Source organism: Streptomyces zingiberis (assembly GCF_012034935.1).
GTDB lineage: Bacteria > Actinomycetota > Actinomycetes > Streptomycetales > Streptomycetaceae > Streptomyces > Streptomyces zingiberis.
This window is the reverse complement of record NZ_JAATEN010000001.1, coordinates 84040-102216: the sequence shown is the minus strand read 5'-3', so window position 1 is coordinate 102216 and position 18177 is coordinate 84040. Positions and strand designations below refer to the sequence as shown.

16 protein-coding genes are annotated in these 18177 nt (G+C 74.4%); 13 read left to right on the top strand and 3 right to left on the bottom strand.

Features of this window, described 5'->3' with window-relative positions; genetic code table 11:
* Positions 1-433: 433 nt before the first annotated feature.
* Entirely contained in the window at positions 434-1279 is an 846-nt protein-coding gene (locus tag HCK00_RS00410; protein ID WP_168099989.1) for an HAD family hydrolase, read from the bottom strand.
* Positions 1280-1782: 503 nt separating this feature from the next.
* On the opposite strand from HCK00_RS00410, the gene ssd reads away from it, so the two are divergent.
* From ssd to HCK00_RS00375, 7 genes are all read left to right on the top strand, one after another.
* Entirely contained in the window at positions 1783-2889 is a 1107-nt protein-coding gene (gene ssd / locus HCK00_RS00405; RefSeq protein ID WP_168099694.1) for a septum site-determining protein Ssd, read from the top strand.
* Between the two features lie 128 nt (positions 2890-3017).
* Positions 3018-4208 (top strand): TadA family conjugal transfer-associated ATPase, encoded by a 1191-nt coding sequence (locus HCK00_RS00400; RefSeq protein WP_206319777.1) that lies wholly within the window; start codon positions 3018-3020, stop codon positions 4206-4208.
* A gap of 182 nt (positions 4209-4390) precedes the next feature.
* Complete coding sequence (locus HCK00_RS00395; protein WP_375781891.1) at positions 4391-5209, top strand: type II secretion system F family protein; 819 nt, start codon at positions 4391-4393, stop codon at positions 5207-5209.
* On the top strand, positions 5206-6048 hold the full coding sequence (locus HCK00_RS00390) for a type II secretion system F family protein (protein ID WP_168099691.1): 843 nt from the start codon (positions 5206-5208) through the stop codon (positions 6046-6048). The genes HCK00_RS00395 and HCK00_RS00390 overlap by 4 nt, the downstream gene beginning before the upstream one ends.
* A gap of 228 nt (positions 6049-6276) precedes the next feature.
* The gene (locus HCK00_RS00385) at positions 6277-6474 is read left to right on the top strand and encodes a DUF4244 domain-containing protein (protein WP_168099690.1); all 198 of its coding nucleotides are present in this window, start codon (positions 6277-6279) and stop codon (positions 6472-6474) included.
* Positions 6461-6922, top strand: coding sequence for a TadE family type IV pilus minor pilin (locus HCK00_RS00380; protein ID WP_240965134.1), 462 nt, complete (start codon positions 6461-6463; stop codon positions 6920-6922). Before HCK00_RS00385 ends, HCK00_RS00380 begins: the two co-directional genes overlap by 14 nt.
* A complete protein-coding gene (locus HCK00_RS00375) occupies positions 6919-7419 on the top strand; it encodes an Rv3654c family TadE-like protein (protein ID WP_168099689.1) in 501 nt (166 codons plus the stop codon). Before HCK00_RS00380 ends, HCK00_RS00375 begins: the two co-directional genes overlap by 4 nt.
* 104 nt (positions 7420-7523) lie before the next feature.
* On the opposite strand, the gene HCK00_RS00370 is transcribed toward HCK00_RS00375, so the two are convergent.
* A complete protein-coding gene (locus tag HCK00_RS00370; protein WP_168099688.1) occupies positions 7524-9965 on the bottom strand; it encodes a DNA 3'-5' helicase SftH in 2442 nt (813 codons plus the stop codon).
* Positions 9966-10019: 54 nt separating this feature from the next.
* On the opposite strand from HCK00_RS00370, the gene bldG reads away from it, so the two are divergent.
* The 6 genes from bldG (at position 10020) to HCK00_RS00340 (ending at position 17460) form a co-directional block, all read left to right on the top strand.
* On the top strand, positions 10020-10361 hold the full coding sequence (gene bldG / locus HCK00_RS00365; protein WP_098752640.1) for an anti-sigma factor antagonist BldG: 342 nt from the start codon (positions 10020-10022) through the stop codon (positions 10359-10361).
* 119 nt (positions 10362-10480) lie between these two features.
* Positions 10481-10927: an ATP-binding protein gene (locus HCK00_RS00360; RefSeq protein ID WP_168099687.1), complete on the top strand. Its 447-nt coding sequence runs from the start codon at positions 10481-10483 to the stop codon at positions 10925-10927.
* Between the two features lie 584 nt (positions 10928-11511).
* A complete protein-coding gene (locus HCK00_RS00355; RefSeq protein ID WP_168099686.1) occupies positions 11512-13920 on the top strand; it encodes a sodium-translocating pyrophosphatase in 2409 nt (802 codons plus the stop codon).
* A gap of 236 nt (positions 13921-14156) precedes the next feature.
* Complete coding sequence (locus tag HCK00_RS00350) at positions 14157-14720, top strand: small secreted protein (protein ID WP_311765085.1); 564 nt, start codon at positions 14157-14159, stop codon at positions 14718-14720.
* A 521-nt stretch (positions 14721-15241) separates the two neighbouring features.
* Entirely contained in the window at positions 15242-16786 is a 1545-nt protein-coding gene (locus HCK00_RS00345; RefSeq protein WP_168099685.1) for a DUF7059 domain-containing protein, read from the top strand.
* 509 nt (positions 16787-17295) lie between these two features.
* The gene (locus HCK00_RS00340) at positions 17296-17460 is read left to right on the top strand and encodes a hypothetical protein (RefSeq protein ID WP_375781890.1); all 165 of its coding nucleotides are present in this window, start codon (positions 17296-17298) and stop codon (positions 17458-17460) included.
* 161 nt (positions 17461-17621) lie between these two features.
* Here HCK00_RS00340 and HCK00_RS00335 read toward each other — a convergent pair whose 3' ends face one another.
* Positions 17622-17879, bottom strand: coding sequence for a TM2 domain-containing protein (locus HCK00_RS00335; RefSeq protein WP_168099684.1), 258 nt, complete (start codon positions 17877-17879; stop codon positions 17622-17624).
* Positions 17880-18177 lie beyond the last annotated feature (298 nt).

Sequence of the window (18177 nt, the reverse complement as noted above, 5' to 3'; positions counted from 1 at the left end):
CGCGGGGAGGGCGAAGCGGAATGCGGCCGGGGTGGTGGCGCGAGCCCGGTGGAGCGGTGCGGGTGGGCGCCCTCTGCGGCTCTCCGGGCTCGAACGCGCGGACGATGATGCGGCGGTACCTCGCGGTACCGCCGCCGGCACGTCCGCCGGGTTACCAGTGCGTGCGTCCGGTCTGCGCGTCAGGGCGGTACGGCGTCCGTCACCTGGTGCGTCTGGCCCGTATTCGACGGGTCGGCGTCGCGTGGGTGCCCAGTTTCCGTGCGCGGTCCGTGGGGCCGTCGGCAGATGCCGGAGACGCTTCAGGGGCCAGGGGCCCGGGGGCATGCAGCCGCCTTCGGCGTTCTCCCGGTCTCGCGGGCCGGTCCCTTCTTTGTACTCCTCCGGCCCCGTAAGCGGAACCCCCGGGGGCGCTGTCCGTGCCGCCCCCGCCCGCTCAGATCCGGGCGTACGCGCTCCGGCGGCGCCCGACGTACCAGACCAGCCCCGCGGTGGCCACGGCGGTGGCCACCGCCGCGGCGGCGACGACCACGGGGCGCGGGCGTTCCGGGGGCCATCCGGGGAGCGAGAGGGAGGGCATCCGCCCCTTCAGCCGGACCGGCCGGTCGAAGGAGAGGACGGGCCAGCCGCGTGCCACCGCCTCACGGCGCAGACCGCGGCCGGGGTTCACGGCGTGCGGATGGCCGACGGCCTCCAGCATGGGCAGGTCCGTGACGGAGTCGCTGTAGGCGTAGCAGCGGTCGAGGTCGTACCCCTCGCTCTCGGCCAGTGCGGCGACCGCCTCGGCCTTGGCCGGGCCGTAGGCGTAGTACTCCACCTCGCCGGTGTAACAGCCGTCCGCGACGGCCATCCGGGTGGCGACCGCCCGGTCCGCCCCGAGCAGCCGGCTGATGGGCTCGACCACCTCGGCGCCCGAGGAGCTGACGATCACGACATCGTGCCCGGCGGCGCGGTGCCGCTCGATGAGCGAGGCGGCCTCCTCGTAGATGATCGGGTCGATCAGGTCGTGGAGCGTCTCGGCGACGATCTCCCGTACCTGCTGGACGTTCCAGCCGCGGCAGAGTGCGGAGAGGTACTGCCGCATGCGCTCCGTCTGGTCGTGGTCGGCGCTTCCGAGCAGAAAGACGAACTGGGCGTAGGCCGTGCGCAGGACCGTCCTGCGGTTGATGAGGCCGCCCCGGTAGAAGGACGTGCTGAAGGCCAGTGCGCTCGACTTGGCAATGACCGTCTTGTCCAGGTCGAAGAAGGCTGCGGTGCGGGGCACGGAGTGGTTTTCCACCAGGTGAGCATAAGGCCCTCCATTCGGCGTAAGCTGAGGCGTGTGGGTTTGCCTGAGAAGGGCCTCGGGTACACCATGGAAGTCACGGATCGTTCGCGACCGTGCTAACCCGGTCCGACTCCTCCCCCCCCGAGTCGGCCGTGGGGACGACCCCCGCTCTCCCCCCCGGCGGGGGTCGTCGCATGTCCGGGTGGGTTTTCCGCTTCTGCCGCCGCTCAGGCGCGTGCGGCCCCGGCGTGTGCCGGGGTCCTGTCACCCAGGTCTACCCCGCTACCCAGCGTAATGGATTCGCTGCGGAACGGAAGTCACCTGTTTAGGTGGTGTGGATATTCACAACCGCTGAGTTGTCCACAGATTAGAACCAAGATCCACGAGATTTCCCCGTTCGCCTCACGCTGATTCCGCGTGTTCCCCGCGTTCCCGGTGTGCCCGGCGTTCCCCGCCGTTCTCACCGGCCCCCGCGAGGGCCCGCCGAGTGAGTTGTGTGAAGCGAGAGGGGAGACGCCATGAACGGACCGAGTACTTCCGGTCGGTGGGAAAACGCCTTACCGGAGCCGGGACCACCCCTGGTGGTCACCGAGGACGATCAACTCCTGGACGACCTGCTGCGGTTGTGTGCCGCCGCGGGCACGGAGCCGGAGGTCTGCCACGGTCCTCCGGAGCCGAGTGGCTGGGAGCGGCCGCCCTTGGTGCTCGTCGGGGACGACGCCGTTCCCCGGTTGCGTGCCACCGTCCGGAGACCGGGGGTGCTGCTGGTCGGACGGCACCCCCGCGGCCAGGACATCTGGCGGCGGGCGGTGGGCATCGGTGCCGATCATGTCGTGCCGCTTCCCGGCTGTGAGGCCTGGCTGGTGGACCGGATCGCGGACGCGGTGGAGGGGACGGCCTCCCCCGCCCTGTCCGTGGGCGTCATCGGCGGCCGTGGCGGGGCCGGGGCGTCCACCCTCGCCTGCGCCCTCGCGGTCACCGCGGCCCGTGAGGGCCGGCGCACCATGCTGGTCGACGGCGACCCTCTCGGCGGCGGGCTGGACGTCCTGCTCGCCGGAGAGGGCGCGCGAGGGCTGCGCTGGCCGGCCTTCGCCCACTCACGCGGCCGGGTGGCCGCCGCCGCGCTGGAGGAGTCGCTCCCGAGCCTGCGTTCGCTGCGGTTGCTGAGCTGGGACCGGGGAGACGCGGTGACCGTGGATCCGCAGGCCATGCGCGCGGTGCTCTCCGCGGCACGGCGGCGGGGTGGCGCCGTGGTCGTGGACCTTCCCCGCCGGGTGGACGAGACGGTCGCGGAGGCCCTGAGCCAGCTCGATCTGGGGCTGCTGGTCGTATCGGCCGGGCTGAGGTCCGTCGCCGCGGCCCGGCGGGTGGTCTCCGCGGTGCGCCCCGTGCTCCCGGACCTCCGGGTGGTGGTGCGCGGGCCCTGCGAGGCCGGGCTGGGCGACGAGGAGATCGCGGCGGTACTCGGTCTCCCCCTCGCCGGGGAGATCCCACCGGAGCCCGGCCTCCCCGCCGAGGCACCTGCGGAGTTCGTGCCGGGTGATGACGCGCGGGGTCCGCTGGCCCGGTTCAGTTCTGCCTTCTGGGCACACGCCTCGGCCGTGGACGGGGGTGTCACCCCGTGAACGGAGCGGAGACGAGAAGCCCGCGGCCGGCGCGCCGCCCGGCGGGGAGCCTCCCCGCGGCCTGGCCGGCGCCTCCGGCCGGCGCTTCCCCGCGGGACGGCACCGGAACGGGCCGGGGCGGCAACGCCCTGGTGCCACCGTCGCTGGTCGACGCGGTCCGGCTGCGGCTCGCCGAGACGGGCGCGGAGCCCACCCCGGCGCGGGTGGCCGCCGCCCTCCGGACCCAGGGGAGGCTCCTCGGTGACGCCGAGGTGCTCGCCGTGGTGACCGCGCTGCGCTCGGAGCTGGTGGGGGCCGGGCCTCTCGAGCCCCTGCTGGCGGATCCGGCCGTCACGGATGTGCTGGTCACGGCCCCCGACCGGGTATGGGTCGACCGGGGCCGGGGACTGGAGCCCGCCGACGCCGGATTCGCCGACGCCGGGGCAGTGCGCGGGCTGGCCCAGCGCCTCGCCGCCGTGGCCGGCCGCCGCCTGGACGACGCGCGTCCCTGGGTGGACGCCCGTCTCCCCGACGGCACACGGCTGCACGCGGTGCTCCCCCCGGTGGCGGTCGGCTGTACCTGTCTGTCGCTGCGGGTGGTCCGGCCGAAGGCGTTCGGCCTGGCCCAGCTGGTCGCGGCGGGCACCGTGCCGCCCGGTGGCGAACCACTGCTGCGGGCACTGCTGGCGGCCCGGCTCTCCTTCCTGGTCAGCGGCGGCGCCGGGGTCGGCAAGACCACCCTGCTCGCCAGTCTGCTGGGACTCGTGGGCCCGGCCGAGCGCATCGTGCTGGCCGAGGACTCGGCGGAGTTGCGTCCCGAGCATCCACACGTGGTGCGGCTGGAGAGCCGCCCGCCGAACCAGGAGGGCGCCGGCCACGTCACCTTGCGGGACCTGGTGCGCCAGGCGCTGCGCATGCGGCCGGACCGGCTGGTGGTCGGGGAGGTCCGCGGGCCGGAGGTGACCGAGCTCCTCTCGGCCCTCAACACCGGGCACGACGGGTGTGGAACCGTCCATGCCAACGCGGCCGCGGACGTTCCCGCCCGGCTGGAGGCGCTCGGCTCCACCGCGGGTCTCGACCGGGCCGCGCTCCACAGCCAGCTGGCCGCGGCGGTGTCCGTCGTCGTCCACCTGGTGCGGGACCGGCGCAGCGGCCTGCGCCGGATCGCCGAGATGCACGTCCTGGAACGGAACGACGCCGGGCTGGTCGCCACGGTCCCGGCCGCGGTGTGGGGGCCCGGGGCCCGCGGACCCGGTCTCGGGCCCGGATGGCCGCGGTTGAGCCGCCTGCTGGGGATCGCCGGCCCGGACGGAGCCGATGTGCCGGGAGGCGCGTGGTGACCGGGGGCGTGGGCGCCGTCGTCGGGGCGGTGACCGGTGGAGGGCTCGGCGTGGCGCTCTGCCTGTGGGCGGGGCTCACCGGGTTCCGCCGGCGGGAGCGGCGCCGGAGAGCGGCGCGGCTTTTTCCGGGCCCGTGGGCGGCCGGCTCCAGGGCGGGCCGCACGGGACCCGCCGGGTGGTTCGTGCGTGTGCCGGAGTGGTGGGAGCGCGCGCGGGCCTGGGGCGGACCGGCCTGGTGGTGTCTGCCCGCGGGGGGCCTGGTCGGCTTGGTCGGAGCGTCACCGCTGCCGGTGGTGGCGGCGGCCGCGGGCGTGCCCGTGGTCCGGCGGCTGCTGCGGCGCCGGCAGAGAGCCCGGGACCGTGAACGGCTGGCGGCGGAGGTCATCGAGTGGTGCGCCGTCGTCGCCGCCGAACTGCGGGCGGGCCGGCAGCCGGGGCAGGCGCTGCTCGGCTTTCCGCCCCCGGGAGGCGGGGAGGCAGCGGTCCGGGCCGCCGCCCGGTACGGCGGTGATGTGGCGGAAGCCTTGCGGCGGGCCGCCCGCCGGCCGGGCGCGGCAGGGCTGGGCGGTGCGGCGGCGTGCTGGCAGGCGGCCGCCGGCGCCGGTGCCGGCCTCGCCTCCGGGCTCGAACGGGTGGCCGTCGCCCTGCGGGCCGAACGCGATCAGCGAGAGGACCTGCGGAGTCAGCTCGCCGGCACCCGGTCCACGGCCGCGCTGCTGGCCCTGCTCCCCGTCTTCGGCCTGCTGATGGGCGGTGCCCTGGGCGCAGGACCACTTCGTGTGCTGCTGCACACTCCGCCCGGGCTGGCCTGTCTGCTCACGGGGGCGGCACTCGAAGCCGCCGGCCTGGCCTGGACCGGCCGGATCGTGCGGGCGGCCGAGGAGGATGCGGGGCTGGGGCGGGACGGCGGCGGAGGAGTCGTCGGGTCGGGTGCGGGACGCGCTCCGGCCCTGTCCCGCGGCGCCGTGGGCGGTCCGGTGGCACACGGGAGGCCCGGGTGAGCGCGGTCTTCGTCCACAGCCTGTGGACAGTGGTGCCGGCGGCCGGAGTGATCATCGCCTGGCCGGCGCTGCACGGGGCGCGGCGCGCCCGGGCCGCCCGCCGACGGCTGTCCCTGCTGCTGGGCGGCGACGGCGCCGTCAACGGTCCGGGCCGCACCATCCTCGGCCACGCCGTCAGCCGCCGCGGGGCATCGCCGGACGGTGGGCGCGCCGGACCCCGGACCCCGTCGCGATGGTCCCGGCTGTTCCGGGACTGGTGCCCGCCGGCGGGCGCCGGACTGGTCACCGCGACCGTTGTCGGGGGACTCACCGGGTGGGTGGTGGGCCTCCTCGCCGCTCTCGCCGTACGGAGATGGATGCGGCGCAGACCGGACCGTGCCACGAGGCCGGACGCCGATCCGGTGGGGCTCTCCCTGGCGGCTGATCTGCTGGCCGCCTGCCTGGCGGCGGGGGCCGGCCCGCGGGAGGCGGCCTCGGCGGTGGGGGAGTCGCTCGGCGGTCCGATCGGGGAGCGACTGACGCGGGTGGCCGCGGAATTGCGGCTCGGTGGCGACCCGGAGCACGTGTGGAACCGCCTGGCCGAGGTCCGGGGCGCGGCGGTGCTCGCCCGCTGTCTGGCCCGCGCGCAGGCCACCGGGGTCTCCGCTGCCGTACCCGTGGCCCGGGTGGCGGCGGAGTGCCGGGCCGACCGGACGCGGGCGGGCGCGGCCGCCGCGCGGCGGGCCGCCGTGCTGGCGACGGCCCCGCTGGGACTCTGCTTCCTGCCCGCCTTTCTGACGGTCGGTGTGGCACCGGTGCTGATCGGGCTCGCGAGCCGCCTGCTGGACGGCGTGCCATGAGGTCCCGGGTCCCCGGCGCCGCGCGGGACAGCCGTCGTTCCCCGCCGGCGCCGGGCATCTCGGGCCCGGCCGCCGGGCTCCCGAAGCGGGCCCGGGCACCGCCGTGGCAAGGCGTCACCTGGTGGTCCGCCACGGCCGCACCGGATCGATCGGTGGGCGGCGGACCTCAGGGATCCGGCAGATGGCACGACGACCTGACAGCAGAACAACCGAGAGGAAACGACAACCATGCGCCAGTGGATGCGCGCGCGACGGCGCGGACTGTCCGTCAGCGACACCCAGGCCGGTATGACCACCGCCGAGTACGCCCTCGGCACCCTCGCGGCGGCGGGGTTCGGGGCCGTGCTCTACAAGGTGGTGACCAGTGACGCGGTCAGCGGCGCCTTGCAATCGGTGATCGCCAAGGCCCTCGATGTGCAGTTCTGACCGGGGATATGTGACGGCGGAGGCGGCGGTGGCGCTGCCGGTGCTGGCGCTCTTCACCGTGACCCTCCTCTGGGGCCTGACCGCCGCGGCCGCGCAGATCCAATGCGTGGACGCGGCGCGGGCCGGCGCGAGGGCGGCGGCCCGCGCCGAACCCCGGGAAGTGGCGCTGGCGGCGGCGCGTTCGGCGGCACCGCGCGGCGCCGAGGTCTCCCTGCGGCGAACGGACGGCCTGGTACAGGTCACGGTGACGGTCCGCGCACCCGGACCCGGGCCCCTGGGGGTCCGGCTGCGGTCCGAGGCCGTCGCCTCGGACGAGGCGTTCGGCGCCGGGTGGGCCCCGGCGCCGGGCGCCACCCGGCCCGGTTCCGGGCCGGGGCCGGAGCGGACCGGCGGCGCCCCGCGGGAGGCCGTGCCGCCCACGCCCGGCCCGGCGGGGACGGCGTCATGAGAACCGGTGGAGGCCCGGGAGACCGGGGGTCGGCCTCGGTCTGGGCGGCGGTGGCGGCCACCGCCCTGTGCGCCGTCTTCGCGGCCGTACTCGCCCTGGGGCAGGCGGTGGTCGCCCGGCACCGGGCGGGCGGTGGAGCGGATCTCGCCGCGCTCGCCGCGGCTGATCACGCCCTGGCGGGACGGGAAGCGGCGTGCCGGAGGGCGCGTCAGGTCGCCGCGGCGCAGGGCACCCGGCTGGTGCGCTGTGCCGTCCGGGGAGAGGAGGCCGATCTGACCGCCGAGGCGGCCGCCGGCCCGTTCGTGGCCCGGGTCAGGGCCCGCGCCGGCCCTGTCGGCGGCGCGACCCTGCCGCCGGAGCCGGAGCCGGAGCCGGAGCCGGAGCCGGAGCCCGGGGCCAGGTCTGGGGCCGGGGCTGGGCCGGAGCAGGAGCCTGCGCCTGGTCCGGGAGTGGGGCCGGTGGCGGAGCCTGGGCCTGGTCCGGGCCCCGGGCCCTGAGCGTTCCGGCCCGGGGCCCCGGTTCCCCGCGGCGCCCTCGTGTGCCGGGGGACGGCGCCGGTGCCGGCGACGCCACTCCGTCACTTCCCGGCCGGTGCTTCGGCTCACTCCGCCGGGGCACCGGCCAGCAGGGTGGTCAGCAGGCGGACGGCGGCGTGCTTGTCCAAGGGGTCGTTCCCGTTGCCGCACTTGGGCGACTGCACACAGGAGGGGCAGCCCGCCTCGCACTCGCAGGCGGCGATCGCCTCACGGGTCGCCTCCAGCCAGCGGCGTGCCGTGTGGAAGGCCCGCTCGGCGAAGCCCGCGCCCCCGTGGTGCCCGTCGTAGACAAAGACGGTGGGCAGCAGGGTGTCGGGATGCAGGGGCAGGGAGACCCCGCCGATGTCCCAGCGGTCGCAGGTGGCGAAGAGCGGCAGCATGCCGATGGAGGCGTGCTCGGCCGCGTGCAGCGCGCCGGGCAGCGCCTCGGGGGTGACCCCGGCCGTGTCGAGCTGGTCCTCGGTGACGGTCCACCACACGGCGCGGGTCCGCAGGGTCCGGGGCGGCAGGTCGAGCCGGGACTCGCCGAGCACTTCACCGGTGATGAGCCTGCGACGCAGATAGGAGACGACCTGGTGGGTCACCTCGACGGAACCGAAGCAGAGCCGGGAGTCGCCCCAGGGCACCTCCGTGGTGGTGTCGAGCACGGTCACCGCCGTGGTGTCGCGGGCGGTGGTCGAGTACGGCGGGTCGGCCTCCTTGACCAGGGCCACGGAGTCCGCCAGGTCCAGGCGTTCGACGAGATAGGTGCGCCCCTGGTGGAGGTGGACGGCGCCGTCGTGGACGGAGGTGTGCGCGGAGGAGGCGTCGACGGTCCCCAGCAGCCGGCCGCTGCCGGTCTCCACCACCTGGACCGGGGGGCCGCCCTCGCCGCGGATGTCCGCGAGATCGGCCGCCCGCTCGCGGCGGGTCCAGTGCCAGGCGGTGGCCCGGCGCCGCAGCAGCCCGCGCCCCTGGAGCTGCGGCAGCACGTCACGGGCGGCGGGGCCGAACAGGTCCAGGTCCGTGTCGGTCAGTGGGAGTTCGGCGGCGGCCGCGCACAGATGGGGGGCGAGGACATACGGGTTGTCCGGGTCCAGCACGGTGGACTCCACGGGCTGCCGGAACAGCGCCTCCGGATGGTGGACCAGAAAGGTGTCCAGCGGATCGTCGCGGGCCACCAGGATCGCGAGCGCCCCCTGCCCCGCCCGGCCCGCCCGGCCGGCCTGCTGCCACAGGGAGGCGCGCGTCCCCGGATAGCCGGCGATCACGACGGCGTCGAGGCCCGCCACGTCCACGCCCAGTTCCAGGGCCGTGGTCGCCGACAGCCCCAGCAGTTCCCCCGAGTGCAGGGCGCTCTCCAGCGAGCGCCGCTCCTGCGGCAGATAGCCGCCGCGGTAGGCCGCGACACGCCCGGCGAGCGACCGGTCCACGGCCGCAAGCCGCTCCTGGGCGATCACGGAGATCAGCTCGGCGCCCCGCCGGGAGCGGACGAAGGCCACGGTCCGCACGCCCTCGGCGACCAGGTCGGTCAGCAGCTCGGCCGTCTCCGCGGTGGCGGTCCGCCGCACCGGCGCGCCCCGCTCGCCGTGGAGTTCGGTCAGCGGGGGTTCCCAGAGCGCGAAGACGAGTTCGCCCCGGGGCGAGGTGTCTTCCGTGATCTGCGTCACGGGCAAACCGGTCAGGCGTTCCGCGGCGGCCGCCGGTTCGGCGGAGGTGGCGGAGGCCAGCAGGAAGACGGGGTCGGAGCCGTAGCGGGCACAGATCCGGCGGAGCCTGCGCACCACCTGGGCCACGTGGGAGCCGAAGACGCCGCGGTAGCTGTGACACTCGTCGACGACTACATACCGCAGCGCCCGCAGGAAGGAGGCCCAGCGGGGGTGGCCCGGGAGGATGCCCAGGTGCAGCATGTCGGGGTTGGTGAGCACGTAGTTGGCGTAGCGGCGGACCCATTCGCGCTCTTCCACGGGGGTGTCGCCGTCGTACACGGCGGGGCGTACGGCCCGCCCCAGCGGTCCGGCCAGGGAGCTCACGGCGCGCCGCTGGTCGGCGGCGAGGGCCTTCGTCGGCGACAGGTACAGGGCCGTGGCCCCCCGGCCGCCCGGTTCCCCGGCGCCGTCCACGACCGAGCTGAGGACGGGCGCGAGGTAGGCGAGGGACTTCCCCGACGCCGTGCCCGTGGCCACGACCACCGACTCGCCGCGCAGCGCGTGAGCCGCGGCGCGGGCCTGGTGTTCCCACGGCCGGTCCACCCCGACCTGGCGTATGGCCGCCACCACGTCTTCCCGGATCTGCCGTGGCCAGTCGGCATGGCGGCCCATACGCGGGGGCAAGTGCTCCGTATGAGTGACGCGTGTAGCCCGGTCCGCCGTGCCGGCGAGCAGGCCGAGTACCGCCCGTGGGGCGGGGCGCGTGCCCGCAGACTGCGGGAGTTGGTTGTCGGCCATCGGCACCGAGTGTGTCACCGGCCTGATGAAGAATGGACTCAAGGCGTCGTGTACGCCTACCGGTAAGTGATTGAATGCCATCGCGGCTGCCGATCCATGGGGGGCGACCGCTCGTTGCAAGGTGCTGGAGGATCCGTGGACCTGTCTCTGTCGACCCGTACCGTTGGCGACCGCACGGTCGTCGAGGTCGGTGGCGAGATCGATGTATACACCGCGCCCAAGCTGCGTGAGCAGCTGGTCGAGCTTGTCAATGACGGCAGCTACCACCTGGTGGTCGACATGGAGGGCGTGGACTTCCTCGACTCCACCGGCCTCGGTGTGCTCGTCGGCGGTCTGAAGCGCGTGCGCGCGCACGAGGGTTCGCTCCGCCTGGTCTGTAACCAGGAGCGCATCCTCAAGATTTTCCGCATCACCGGCCTGACCAAGGTGTTTCCCATCCACACCTCGGTCGACGACGCCGTCTCGGCCACCGACTGACAGCTCGGGCCCCGGGCCGCGTGCCGCTCGCGCGTCCCGGGGGAGTGGGAGTGGGGAGCGTGGGGGAACCGCTCCCGTCCGCTCCCCACGACGTTCGTCCGCAGACCGAGGGGGATGGCATGGCCACCGTCGAACTCCTGTTCAGTCCTCTGCCCAATCACGTCCGCACCGCGCGGCTGGTGGCGGCGGCGGTTGCGCGCCGGGCCGGGGTCGACGAGGCCGTGATGGACGAGGTGCGCCTCGCCGTCGGTGAGGCGTGCAGCCGCGCCGTCGGCCTGCATCTCAGCAACAACGTTTCCGCACCGGTGCGCGTCTCCCTGACGGAGGACGAGAAGAAGTTCTCCATCGAGGTCGCGGACGAGGTTCCGCACCGCCCCACGCATCTTCAGCGCAGTGACGGCGACGCCGACGCCATGGCCCTCGGGGAGGCCGTCGCCGAGGAGGACGACGAGATGGGGCTGGCCGTCATCAGCGGTCTCGTCGACGAGGTCGAGGTCACCGCGGACGGGACCGGCGGCCGGATCCGGATGAGCTGGCCCACGGCTCCGGACGCCCTCCTGCCGTAGCCCGGCTTCCCGCGCCCCGGCTGTCTCCTCTCCGCCCGGGGCGTCCCCGGCGCCTCCCTCTCCCGCCGTCGCGCCCGTGCCGCTCGCGCCGGGCGCGCGTCCGGCCCGTGTCCCGCCCTGCCGCCGCTCCGGCGCCTCTCGGCCCGCACCGGCCGGGGCAACGCCGACGACCCCCGTGAGACCCCGCCCCGTTACTTCCTCGCGGTCGGCCGCCGCTCCCGTCGACGGGGTGCCGGGGTGCCGGGGTGCCGGGCGGAGCGGATCATCAGGCTCCGGCAGCCGGTGGCCCGCTCCCGAATGATCGAATTCCCCGACCCTTCCTTTGAGCTGGCTTTTCATCACACTTAAAGATCCTTTCGAGGGTGCTATTCGACCGTCAGCGAATGGATCAATTTCAGTCGTCCGAGCGAATTAATCGGCTCCCCCCGGCGCATCTCGGCCGGTGGGACACAATTGGCTCTGATCGGCCCCTGTCTTGATCCCTGTTCTGATCCCTAGAATCCCGTCACCATCTTTGCTCAGGACGCCTGAGTGTCGCGGCGGTTCGTGCTGCGCGCCCATGTGCCAAACGTCAAGGAGGACGAATGGCGGGGCTTTCCACCCCTCTTCAGCAAGATCTTTTTCCGTCCCTGAATCTCGCGGCCGCCGAGCTGACCGACGACAACAGAATGATCGTCCTGGTCATCGCGGTGATCTCCCTGGCGGCGCTGGCCGTCGCCGTGGTGCTGGTGCGCCAGGTGCTGGCGGCCGGTGAGGGGACCGACGCGATGAAGAAGATCGCGGCCGCCGTGCAGGAAGGGGCGAATGCCTATCTGGCACGGCAGCTGCGGACCCTCGGCGTATTCGCGGTCGTGGTCTTCTTCCTGCTCATGCTGTTGCCGGCCGACAACTGGTCGCAGCGGACCGGGCGATCGGTGTTCTTCTTGATCGGCGCCTTGTTCTCGGCGGCGACCGGCTATATCGGAATGTGGCTGGCGGTGCGGAGCAATGTGCGGGTGGCCGCCGCGGCCCGCGCGGCCACACCGTCGGAAGGAGGGCCGGTCAAAGACCTCACCGAGGTTTCCCACCGGGCCATGAAGATCGCATTCCGCACGGGCGGCGTCGTGGGCATGTTCACCGTCGGCCTCGGTCTCTTCGGTGCCTGCTGTGTCGTGCTGGTCTACGCGGCCGACGCGCCGAAGGTGCTCGAAGGGTTCGGTCTCGGCGCGGCGCTGATCGCCATGTTCATGCGGGTCGGCGGCGGCATCTTCACCAAGGCCGCGGATGTCGGCGCGGACCTCGTCGGCAAGGTCGAGCAGGGCATCCCGGAGGACGACCCGCGCAACGCCGCGACCATCGCGGACAACGTGGGCGACAACGTCGGGGACTGCGCCGGCATGGCCGCGGACCTCTTCGAGTCCTACGCGGTGACCCTGGTCGCGGCGCTCATCCTCGGCAAGGTCGCCTTCGGCGACGCCGGGCTCGCCTTTCCCCTGATCGTTCCGGCGATCGGCGTGATCACGGCGATGATCGGAATCTTCGCGGTGGCGCCGCGCCGGTCCGACCGCAGCGGGATGACGGCCATCAACCGCGGCTTCTTCATCTCCGCGGCGGTCTCGCTGGCTCTGGTGGCCGTGGCCGCCTATGCCTACCTGCCGGGCTCCTACACGGAGCTGGCGGGCGTGGACGTCGCCGTCGCCGGTCACGAGGGCGACCCCCGGGTCCTCGCGCTCGTCGCGGTCGCCATCGGAATCGTGCTGGCCGCGCTGATCCAGCAGCTCACCGGTTACTTCACCGAGACCAGCCGGCGCCCGGTGCGGGATATCGGGAAGACCTCGCTGACCGGTCCCGCGACGGTGGTGCTCTCCGGCATCTCCCTCGGCCTGGAGTCCGCCGTCTACGCGGCGCTGCTGATCGGCCTCGGGGTCTACGGGGCGTTCCTGCTGGGCGGCACCTCGATCCTGCTGGCGCTGTTCGCGGTCGCTCTGGCCGGTACGGGCCTGCTCACCACGGTCGGTGTCATCGTGGCCATGGACACCTTCGGCCCGGTCTCCGACAACGCCCAGGGCATCGCGGAGATGTCCGGCGACGTGGAGGGCGCGGGCGCCCAGGTGCTCACCGACCTCGACGCGGTGGGCAACACCACCAAGGCGATCACCAAGGGCATCGCGATCGCCACGGCCGTACTCGCCGCGGCCGCGCTGTTCGGCTCGTACCGGGACGCGATCGCCACGGCCGTGGCCGAGGTGGGCGCGCGGGCCGGAGAGATGAACCTCAGTCTGGACATCTCGCAGCCGAACAACCTGGTGGGGCTGGTGCTCGGCGCCTCCGTGGTCTTCCTCTTCTCGGGGCTGGCCATCAACGCGGTGTCGCGATCGGCCGGCGCGGTGGTCTTCGAAGTCCGCCGGCAGTTCCGTGAGAAGCCGGGGATCATGGACTACACGGAGCAGCCGGAGTACGGCCGGGTGGTCGACATCTGCACCAAGGACGCCCTCCGTGAGCTCGCCACACCCGGCCTGCTCGCCGTGATGGCGCCGATCGTCGTCGGCTTCAGTCTGGGCGTCGGCGCGCTGGGTTCGTTCCTGGCGGGTGCCATCGGCACCGGCACGCTCATGGCGGTGTTCCTCGCCAACTCCGGTGGAGCCTGGGACAACGCCAAGAAGCTCGTCGAGGACGGTCACCACGGCGGCAAGGGCAGCGAGGCGCATGCCGCGACGGTCATCGGCGACACGGTCGGCGACCCGTTCAAGGACACGGCCGGCCCGGCCATCAACCCGCTGCTGAAGGTCATGAACCTGGTGGCGCTGCTGATCGCACCGGCCGTGGTGCAGTTCAGCTACGGGACCGACGCCAGTCCGGGCATCCGGGCGGTGGTGGCGCTGCTGGCCGGCGCCGTCATCATCGGCGCCGTCTATCTGTCCAAGCGGCGGGGAATCGCCGTGGGTGACGAAGACAACGTCGCGCCGGCGCCGGAGCGGTCCGGACCGTCCTCCGGGGCGGCGGTGGTGTCCTGAGCCGGGAGGCGGCCACGATCGGCTCCGCCCCAGGTCAGACGGTAATCGGGCGGTGTGCTGGGGCACACCGCCCGACGGCCGTGCCGGCCCTCGGGGCGGGGCCGGCGAGCCTGCCGTCCCCCGTGCCGGGCTGGTCCGGTGGGCCGCGAAAGCCACGTAACGGCCACCAGGTGAACTGCCCCACCCGCTCGGACGTGTAAGTTCCGGGGCCGAGAGTCATGGAAGGGGCAGATCCGGTGAAGAAGAAGCTCGCGGCCGCGCTGTCCGGTGGTGCGGCCCTCGTACTCGCGCTGTCGGGCTGTGGCGACGACAACGGTGAGAAGGTCGACGCCTACGCGAAGAAGGTGTGCGACCAGGTCCAGCCCCAGCTGGAGAAGATCACGCAGGCGAATCAGTCGATCACCTCCACGGCGGCGGACGGCAGACCCGAGGAGATCAAGAAGGCTGACTCGGCCGCCTTCCAGCAGATCTCCGATGCCTACGCCGCGATGTCCGACGCGGTCGGCAAGGCGGGCGCCCCGCCGGTCGAGGACGGCGAGAAGACCCAGAAGCAGGCCGTCCGGGAACTCGACGCCACCTCCGAGGCGTACGCGGACCTCAAGACGTCGGTCGACAAGCTCGACACCAAGGACCAGGCGAAGTTCGCCGAAGGGCTCAAGGGCGTCGCGCAGGACCTGGACAAGGTCAACAAGGTGGGCAACGACGCCATCAAGAAGCTGCAGTCCGGCGACATCGGGGCCGCGATGAGCGAGCAGCCCGGCTGCCGGCGCGGCGCGGGCACCCCCAGCGCCGGCACCTGATCGCCGCCGGGGCGCCGGTGCCCCCGTGGCCGTTCGGCAACGCGGGCCGCGGGCCGCGTTGCCGCGGGCCGCAGGTCGTGCCACCGTGCCGCCCCGCGCCGACGTTCCCGCGCCCGGCGGCCGGGTGCGCCGCGTGGGCGAGGCGTGCCCACCGGGCGGTGGCCTGGCCCACGCGATCCGAACTTCATACGACCTGACGTCCAGATGACAGGACGCGCGGGAAGCCCGGGGGCCTGGCGGCCATGGACAGGACGGCCCTGCGGGTCCCGTGAGCCGGATTCCGTGCCCTCCCCTCCGCCGCCCCGCGGCGTCCTGGCGTGCCCGGTGTGCGCCCGGCGAGGCCGCCGGTGCTCGTTCCCCGCTCCCCGTTGCCGCGTTCCGCTCCTCGTTCCCGCTCGCCGTTCCCCGCTCCCCGCGTCCCGTCCCGCCACCCGGTGCCCCGGCACGGCTTCCGGGCCGTGATCGGGCCGCGGCCACCACCGGCGCGCACGGCCGCCGGCCGCCACGGTGACAATGGGGCGGTGACGACGCACGATCAGCCGCTGCCCGACCCGCCGGGAGCCGCCACCGGTCTCCCCGCCCGCCTCCGTGAGGTCTTCCTCTCCACGGCCTTCACCGCCGGCGGACTGCCGGACCTCCTCGGCGCCCCGGCCTACGCCGCGCTCGCCCGGGGCGAGACCGTGCCCGCCCTGCGCGCCACCCGGGGCGGCTCGCCGCTGGAGACGCTCGTACGGCTGTTCCTGCTGCGCGCCGTCGTGCCCCGCGCCCGGGCTTCGGAGGTGCTGCCCGTGGACCTGTGCCTCGCCGAGGGCTGGTTGCTGCGCGACGGCGGGACCCACGAGGACGGCGTGCGGGCGAGTGTCGACATCCGCCCCTACGGCGGCCCGGCGGACGAGGACTGGTGGATCGTCTCCGACCCCGGCTGCGCCGTCGGTGGCGCGGGCGGCGCGGGGCAGGGCGCCGGGGAGGATCGCTCCGGGCTCGTCCTCGGGGTCGGCGGGGCGTCCACCACGCTCGCCGGCCTCACCGTCCGCGAGCCCGTGGCGCGCGCCTTGGACCTCGGCACCGGCTCGGGTGTCCAGGCCCTCCACGCCACCCGGCACGCGGCCCACGTCACCGCCACGGACGTCAACCCGCGCGCGCTGGCCTTCACCCGGCTCACGCTGGCGCTCTCCGGCGCGCCCGGGGCCGATCTCCGCCAGGGCTCGCTCTACGAGCCGGTCGCCGCGGACGCCCCCTACGACCTCATCGTCTCCAACCCCCCGTTCGTCATCTCCCCCGGTGCCCGCCTCACCTACCGGGACGGCGGCATGGCGGGCGACGACCTGTGCCGCACCCTGGTCCGGCGGTCCGCCGATCACCTCGCCGACGGCGGTCACTGCCAGCTCCTCGCCAACTGGGAACAGGTGCGCGGCGAGGACTGGCGCGAGCGGGTCCGCTCCTGGGTGCCCCCGGGCTGTGACGCCTGGATCGTGCAGCGCGAGGTGCAGGACGTCGCGGAGTACGCGGAACTGTGGCTGCGGGACGCCGGGGACCACCGTGCGGGCGCCGCGGCGTACGCCGCGCGTTACGAGGCCTGGCTGGACGCCTTCGAGGCACGCGGGACGGCGGCGGTCGGCTTCGGCTGGATCACCGTACGGCGGTCCGGGGCGGCCCGGCCCTCCGTCGTCGTGGAGGAGTGGCCGCACCCGGTGGAGCAGCCGCTGGGCCGGTCCGTGCGGGACCACTTCGCCCGCCAGGACTTCCTGCGCCGCACCGACGACGCCGCGCTGCTCGCCGCGCGCTTCCGGCTGGCCGACGACGTGGTGCAGGAGCAGATCGGGCCGCCCGGGGCCGAGGACCCGGAGCACGTGGTGCTGCGCCGGCACCGCGGGATGCGACGGGCGACCACCGTGGACACCGTCGGCGCGGGCTTCGCCGGCGCCTGCGACGGCACGCTCCCCGCGGGCCGGATCCTGGACGCCATCGGGCAGCTGCTGGGAGAGGACCCGGTGCTGTTGCGCGACCGGACACCTGAGGCGGTGCGGCTCCTCGTCGAACAGGGCTTTCTGATCCCGGTGGAGTGAGACCGCGGGCGTCCCCGGCGGGCGGCGTCCCGGCCGGCCGCGGCGATCGTCGGTCTGCCGCCTGCCGCCTGCCGCCTGCCGCCTGCCGTCTGCTGGTTGGCGCCTGCCGACTGCCTGCTGCGGTCCGCCCTCCGCCGTCTGCCTGCCGCCCGGTGGCTCGCAGCGGCTCCGCCGAGGCCGCGTGGCGGACGCCGCCCACGGGCCGCTGTTCATCGCGCGTTCGCTCCGGTGTCCTTCCGCTGTGGCACGCTCCGGCGCGGGACCGGGCCCGGTGCCGGGAGCCGTCCGCATCCCGGCGGCGCGGGGCGACGGTTACGGCGTTCCGCCGGCCTCCGGCCGGGGGGTCCGCGCCGCGCCGCCGGACCGTCCGCGTACATCCGGTAGGCGAACGTTCCACCACCCCGCGACGCACCGCATCCGGCGCCGCGCGCCGGCCCACCGCGGATGACGGGACAGTCCTGAGGGGGTGCGCAGTGATGGAGAGCGGGCCGGCGATATTCGCCGGGACGGTGTTCGTACTGTTCGGAACGGCTCTGCTGGCGTGGGCGGGGATGCGGTTGCGCGGTCGTGCGCCGCTGGTGGAGGGCGTGGAATCGCCGCTGGCGGTTCCGCTGGTGCTGGTCTTCGGCCCGGCTGCCCTGATCACCGGTGCGTGGTTGCTGCTGTCGGCCTGACCCGCCTGACCCGCCTGACCGCCCGGGCGCCGGAGACGGCCGGGGGTGCCTGACGGCACGCCGCCGCCTCGGCCGCCGGGCGGCCCCGGACGCGGTACGGCCCGCGCCCCGGAGTACCGGGAGGCGGGCCGTACCGGGCGAGCCGGAGGTCCGGCGGCTCGTCAGCCGCGGAGGACGCGGCCCTCGCTGTCCGTGCGGTCGTTGCTGGTCAGGAAGAGGATGCCGTCGATCAGGGCCCAGATGCCGCAGCCGCCGAGGGTGAAGAGCTGGCCGAGCGCCATGCCGGTGTGCCCGGTGTAGAAGCGGCCGATGCCGAGGGTGCCGATGAACAGCTGGAGGATGCCGGCGACGATCTTCGACTTCTCCGAGTAGGGCTGCCCGTTGGGAGCGACGGCCGGAGGCTGAGCGGGGTAGGACATGAGCGGGACTCTCTCTCGGGTATCTCACGGTGGCTGACACCCGCGGGACCTGGGGACGTCGTCGCGGTGATCAAACTGACCCCTGAGGGAACCGGCCAGTTGCACCTGCGGGCGGATTGTGATCGATCGGTGATCGATGCGTACGGCCTTCGGACCGGCACCGGTCTTTCCCCCATCACGCTGCCGGAACGTCCGGTACGCCAGGGAGACGAGGCCCCTCTTCGCCGTGCGGCGCGCCGCATCCGGCGCCCCGCACGGGGACGGCCGAGGCGCCGGGGGAGACCGCGGCGCTCTGGGG

Bases quoted from the DNA above. Each gene is read 5' to 3' on its own strand.
- ssd (WP_168099694.1), top strand. From the start codon at position 1,783: ATGAACGGACCGAGTACTTCCGGTCGGTGGGAAAACGCCTTACCGGAG.
- HCK00_RS00385 (WP_168099690.1), top strand. From the start codon at position 6,277: ATGCGCCAGTGGATGCGCGCGCGACGGCGCGGACTGTCCGTCAGCGAC.
- HCK00_RS00380 (WP_240965134.1), top strand. From the start codon at position 6,461: ATGTGCAGTTCTGACCGGGGATATGTGACGGCGGAGGCGGCGGTGGCG.
- HCK00_RS00375 (WP_168099689.1), top strand. From the start codon at position 6,919: ATGAGAACCGGTGGAGGCCCGGGAGACCGGGGGTCGGCCTCGGTCTGG.
- HCK00_RS00370 (WP_168099688.1), bottom strand. From the start codon at position 9,965: ATGGCATTCAATCACTTACCGGTAGGCGTACACGACGCCTTGAGTCCA.
- HCK00_RS00360 (WP_168099687.1), top strand. From the start codon at position 10,481: ATGGCCACCGTCGAACTCCTGTTCAGTCCTCTGCCCAATCACGTCCGC.
- HCK00_RS00355 (WP_168099686.1), top strand. From the start codon at position 11,512: ATGGCGGGGCTTTCCACCCCTCTTCAGCAAGATCTTTTTCCGTCCCTG.
- HCK00_RS00335 (WP_168099684.1), bottom strand. From the start codon at position 17,879: ATGTCCTACCCCGCTCAGCCTCCGGCCGTCGCTCCCAACGGGCAGCCC.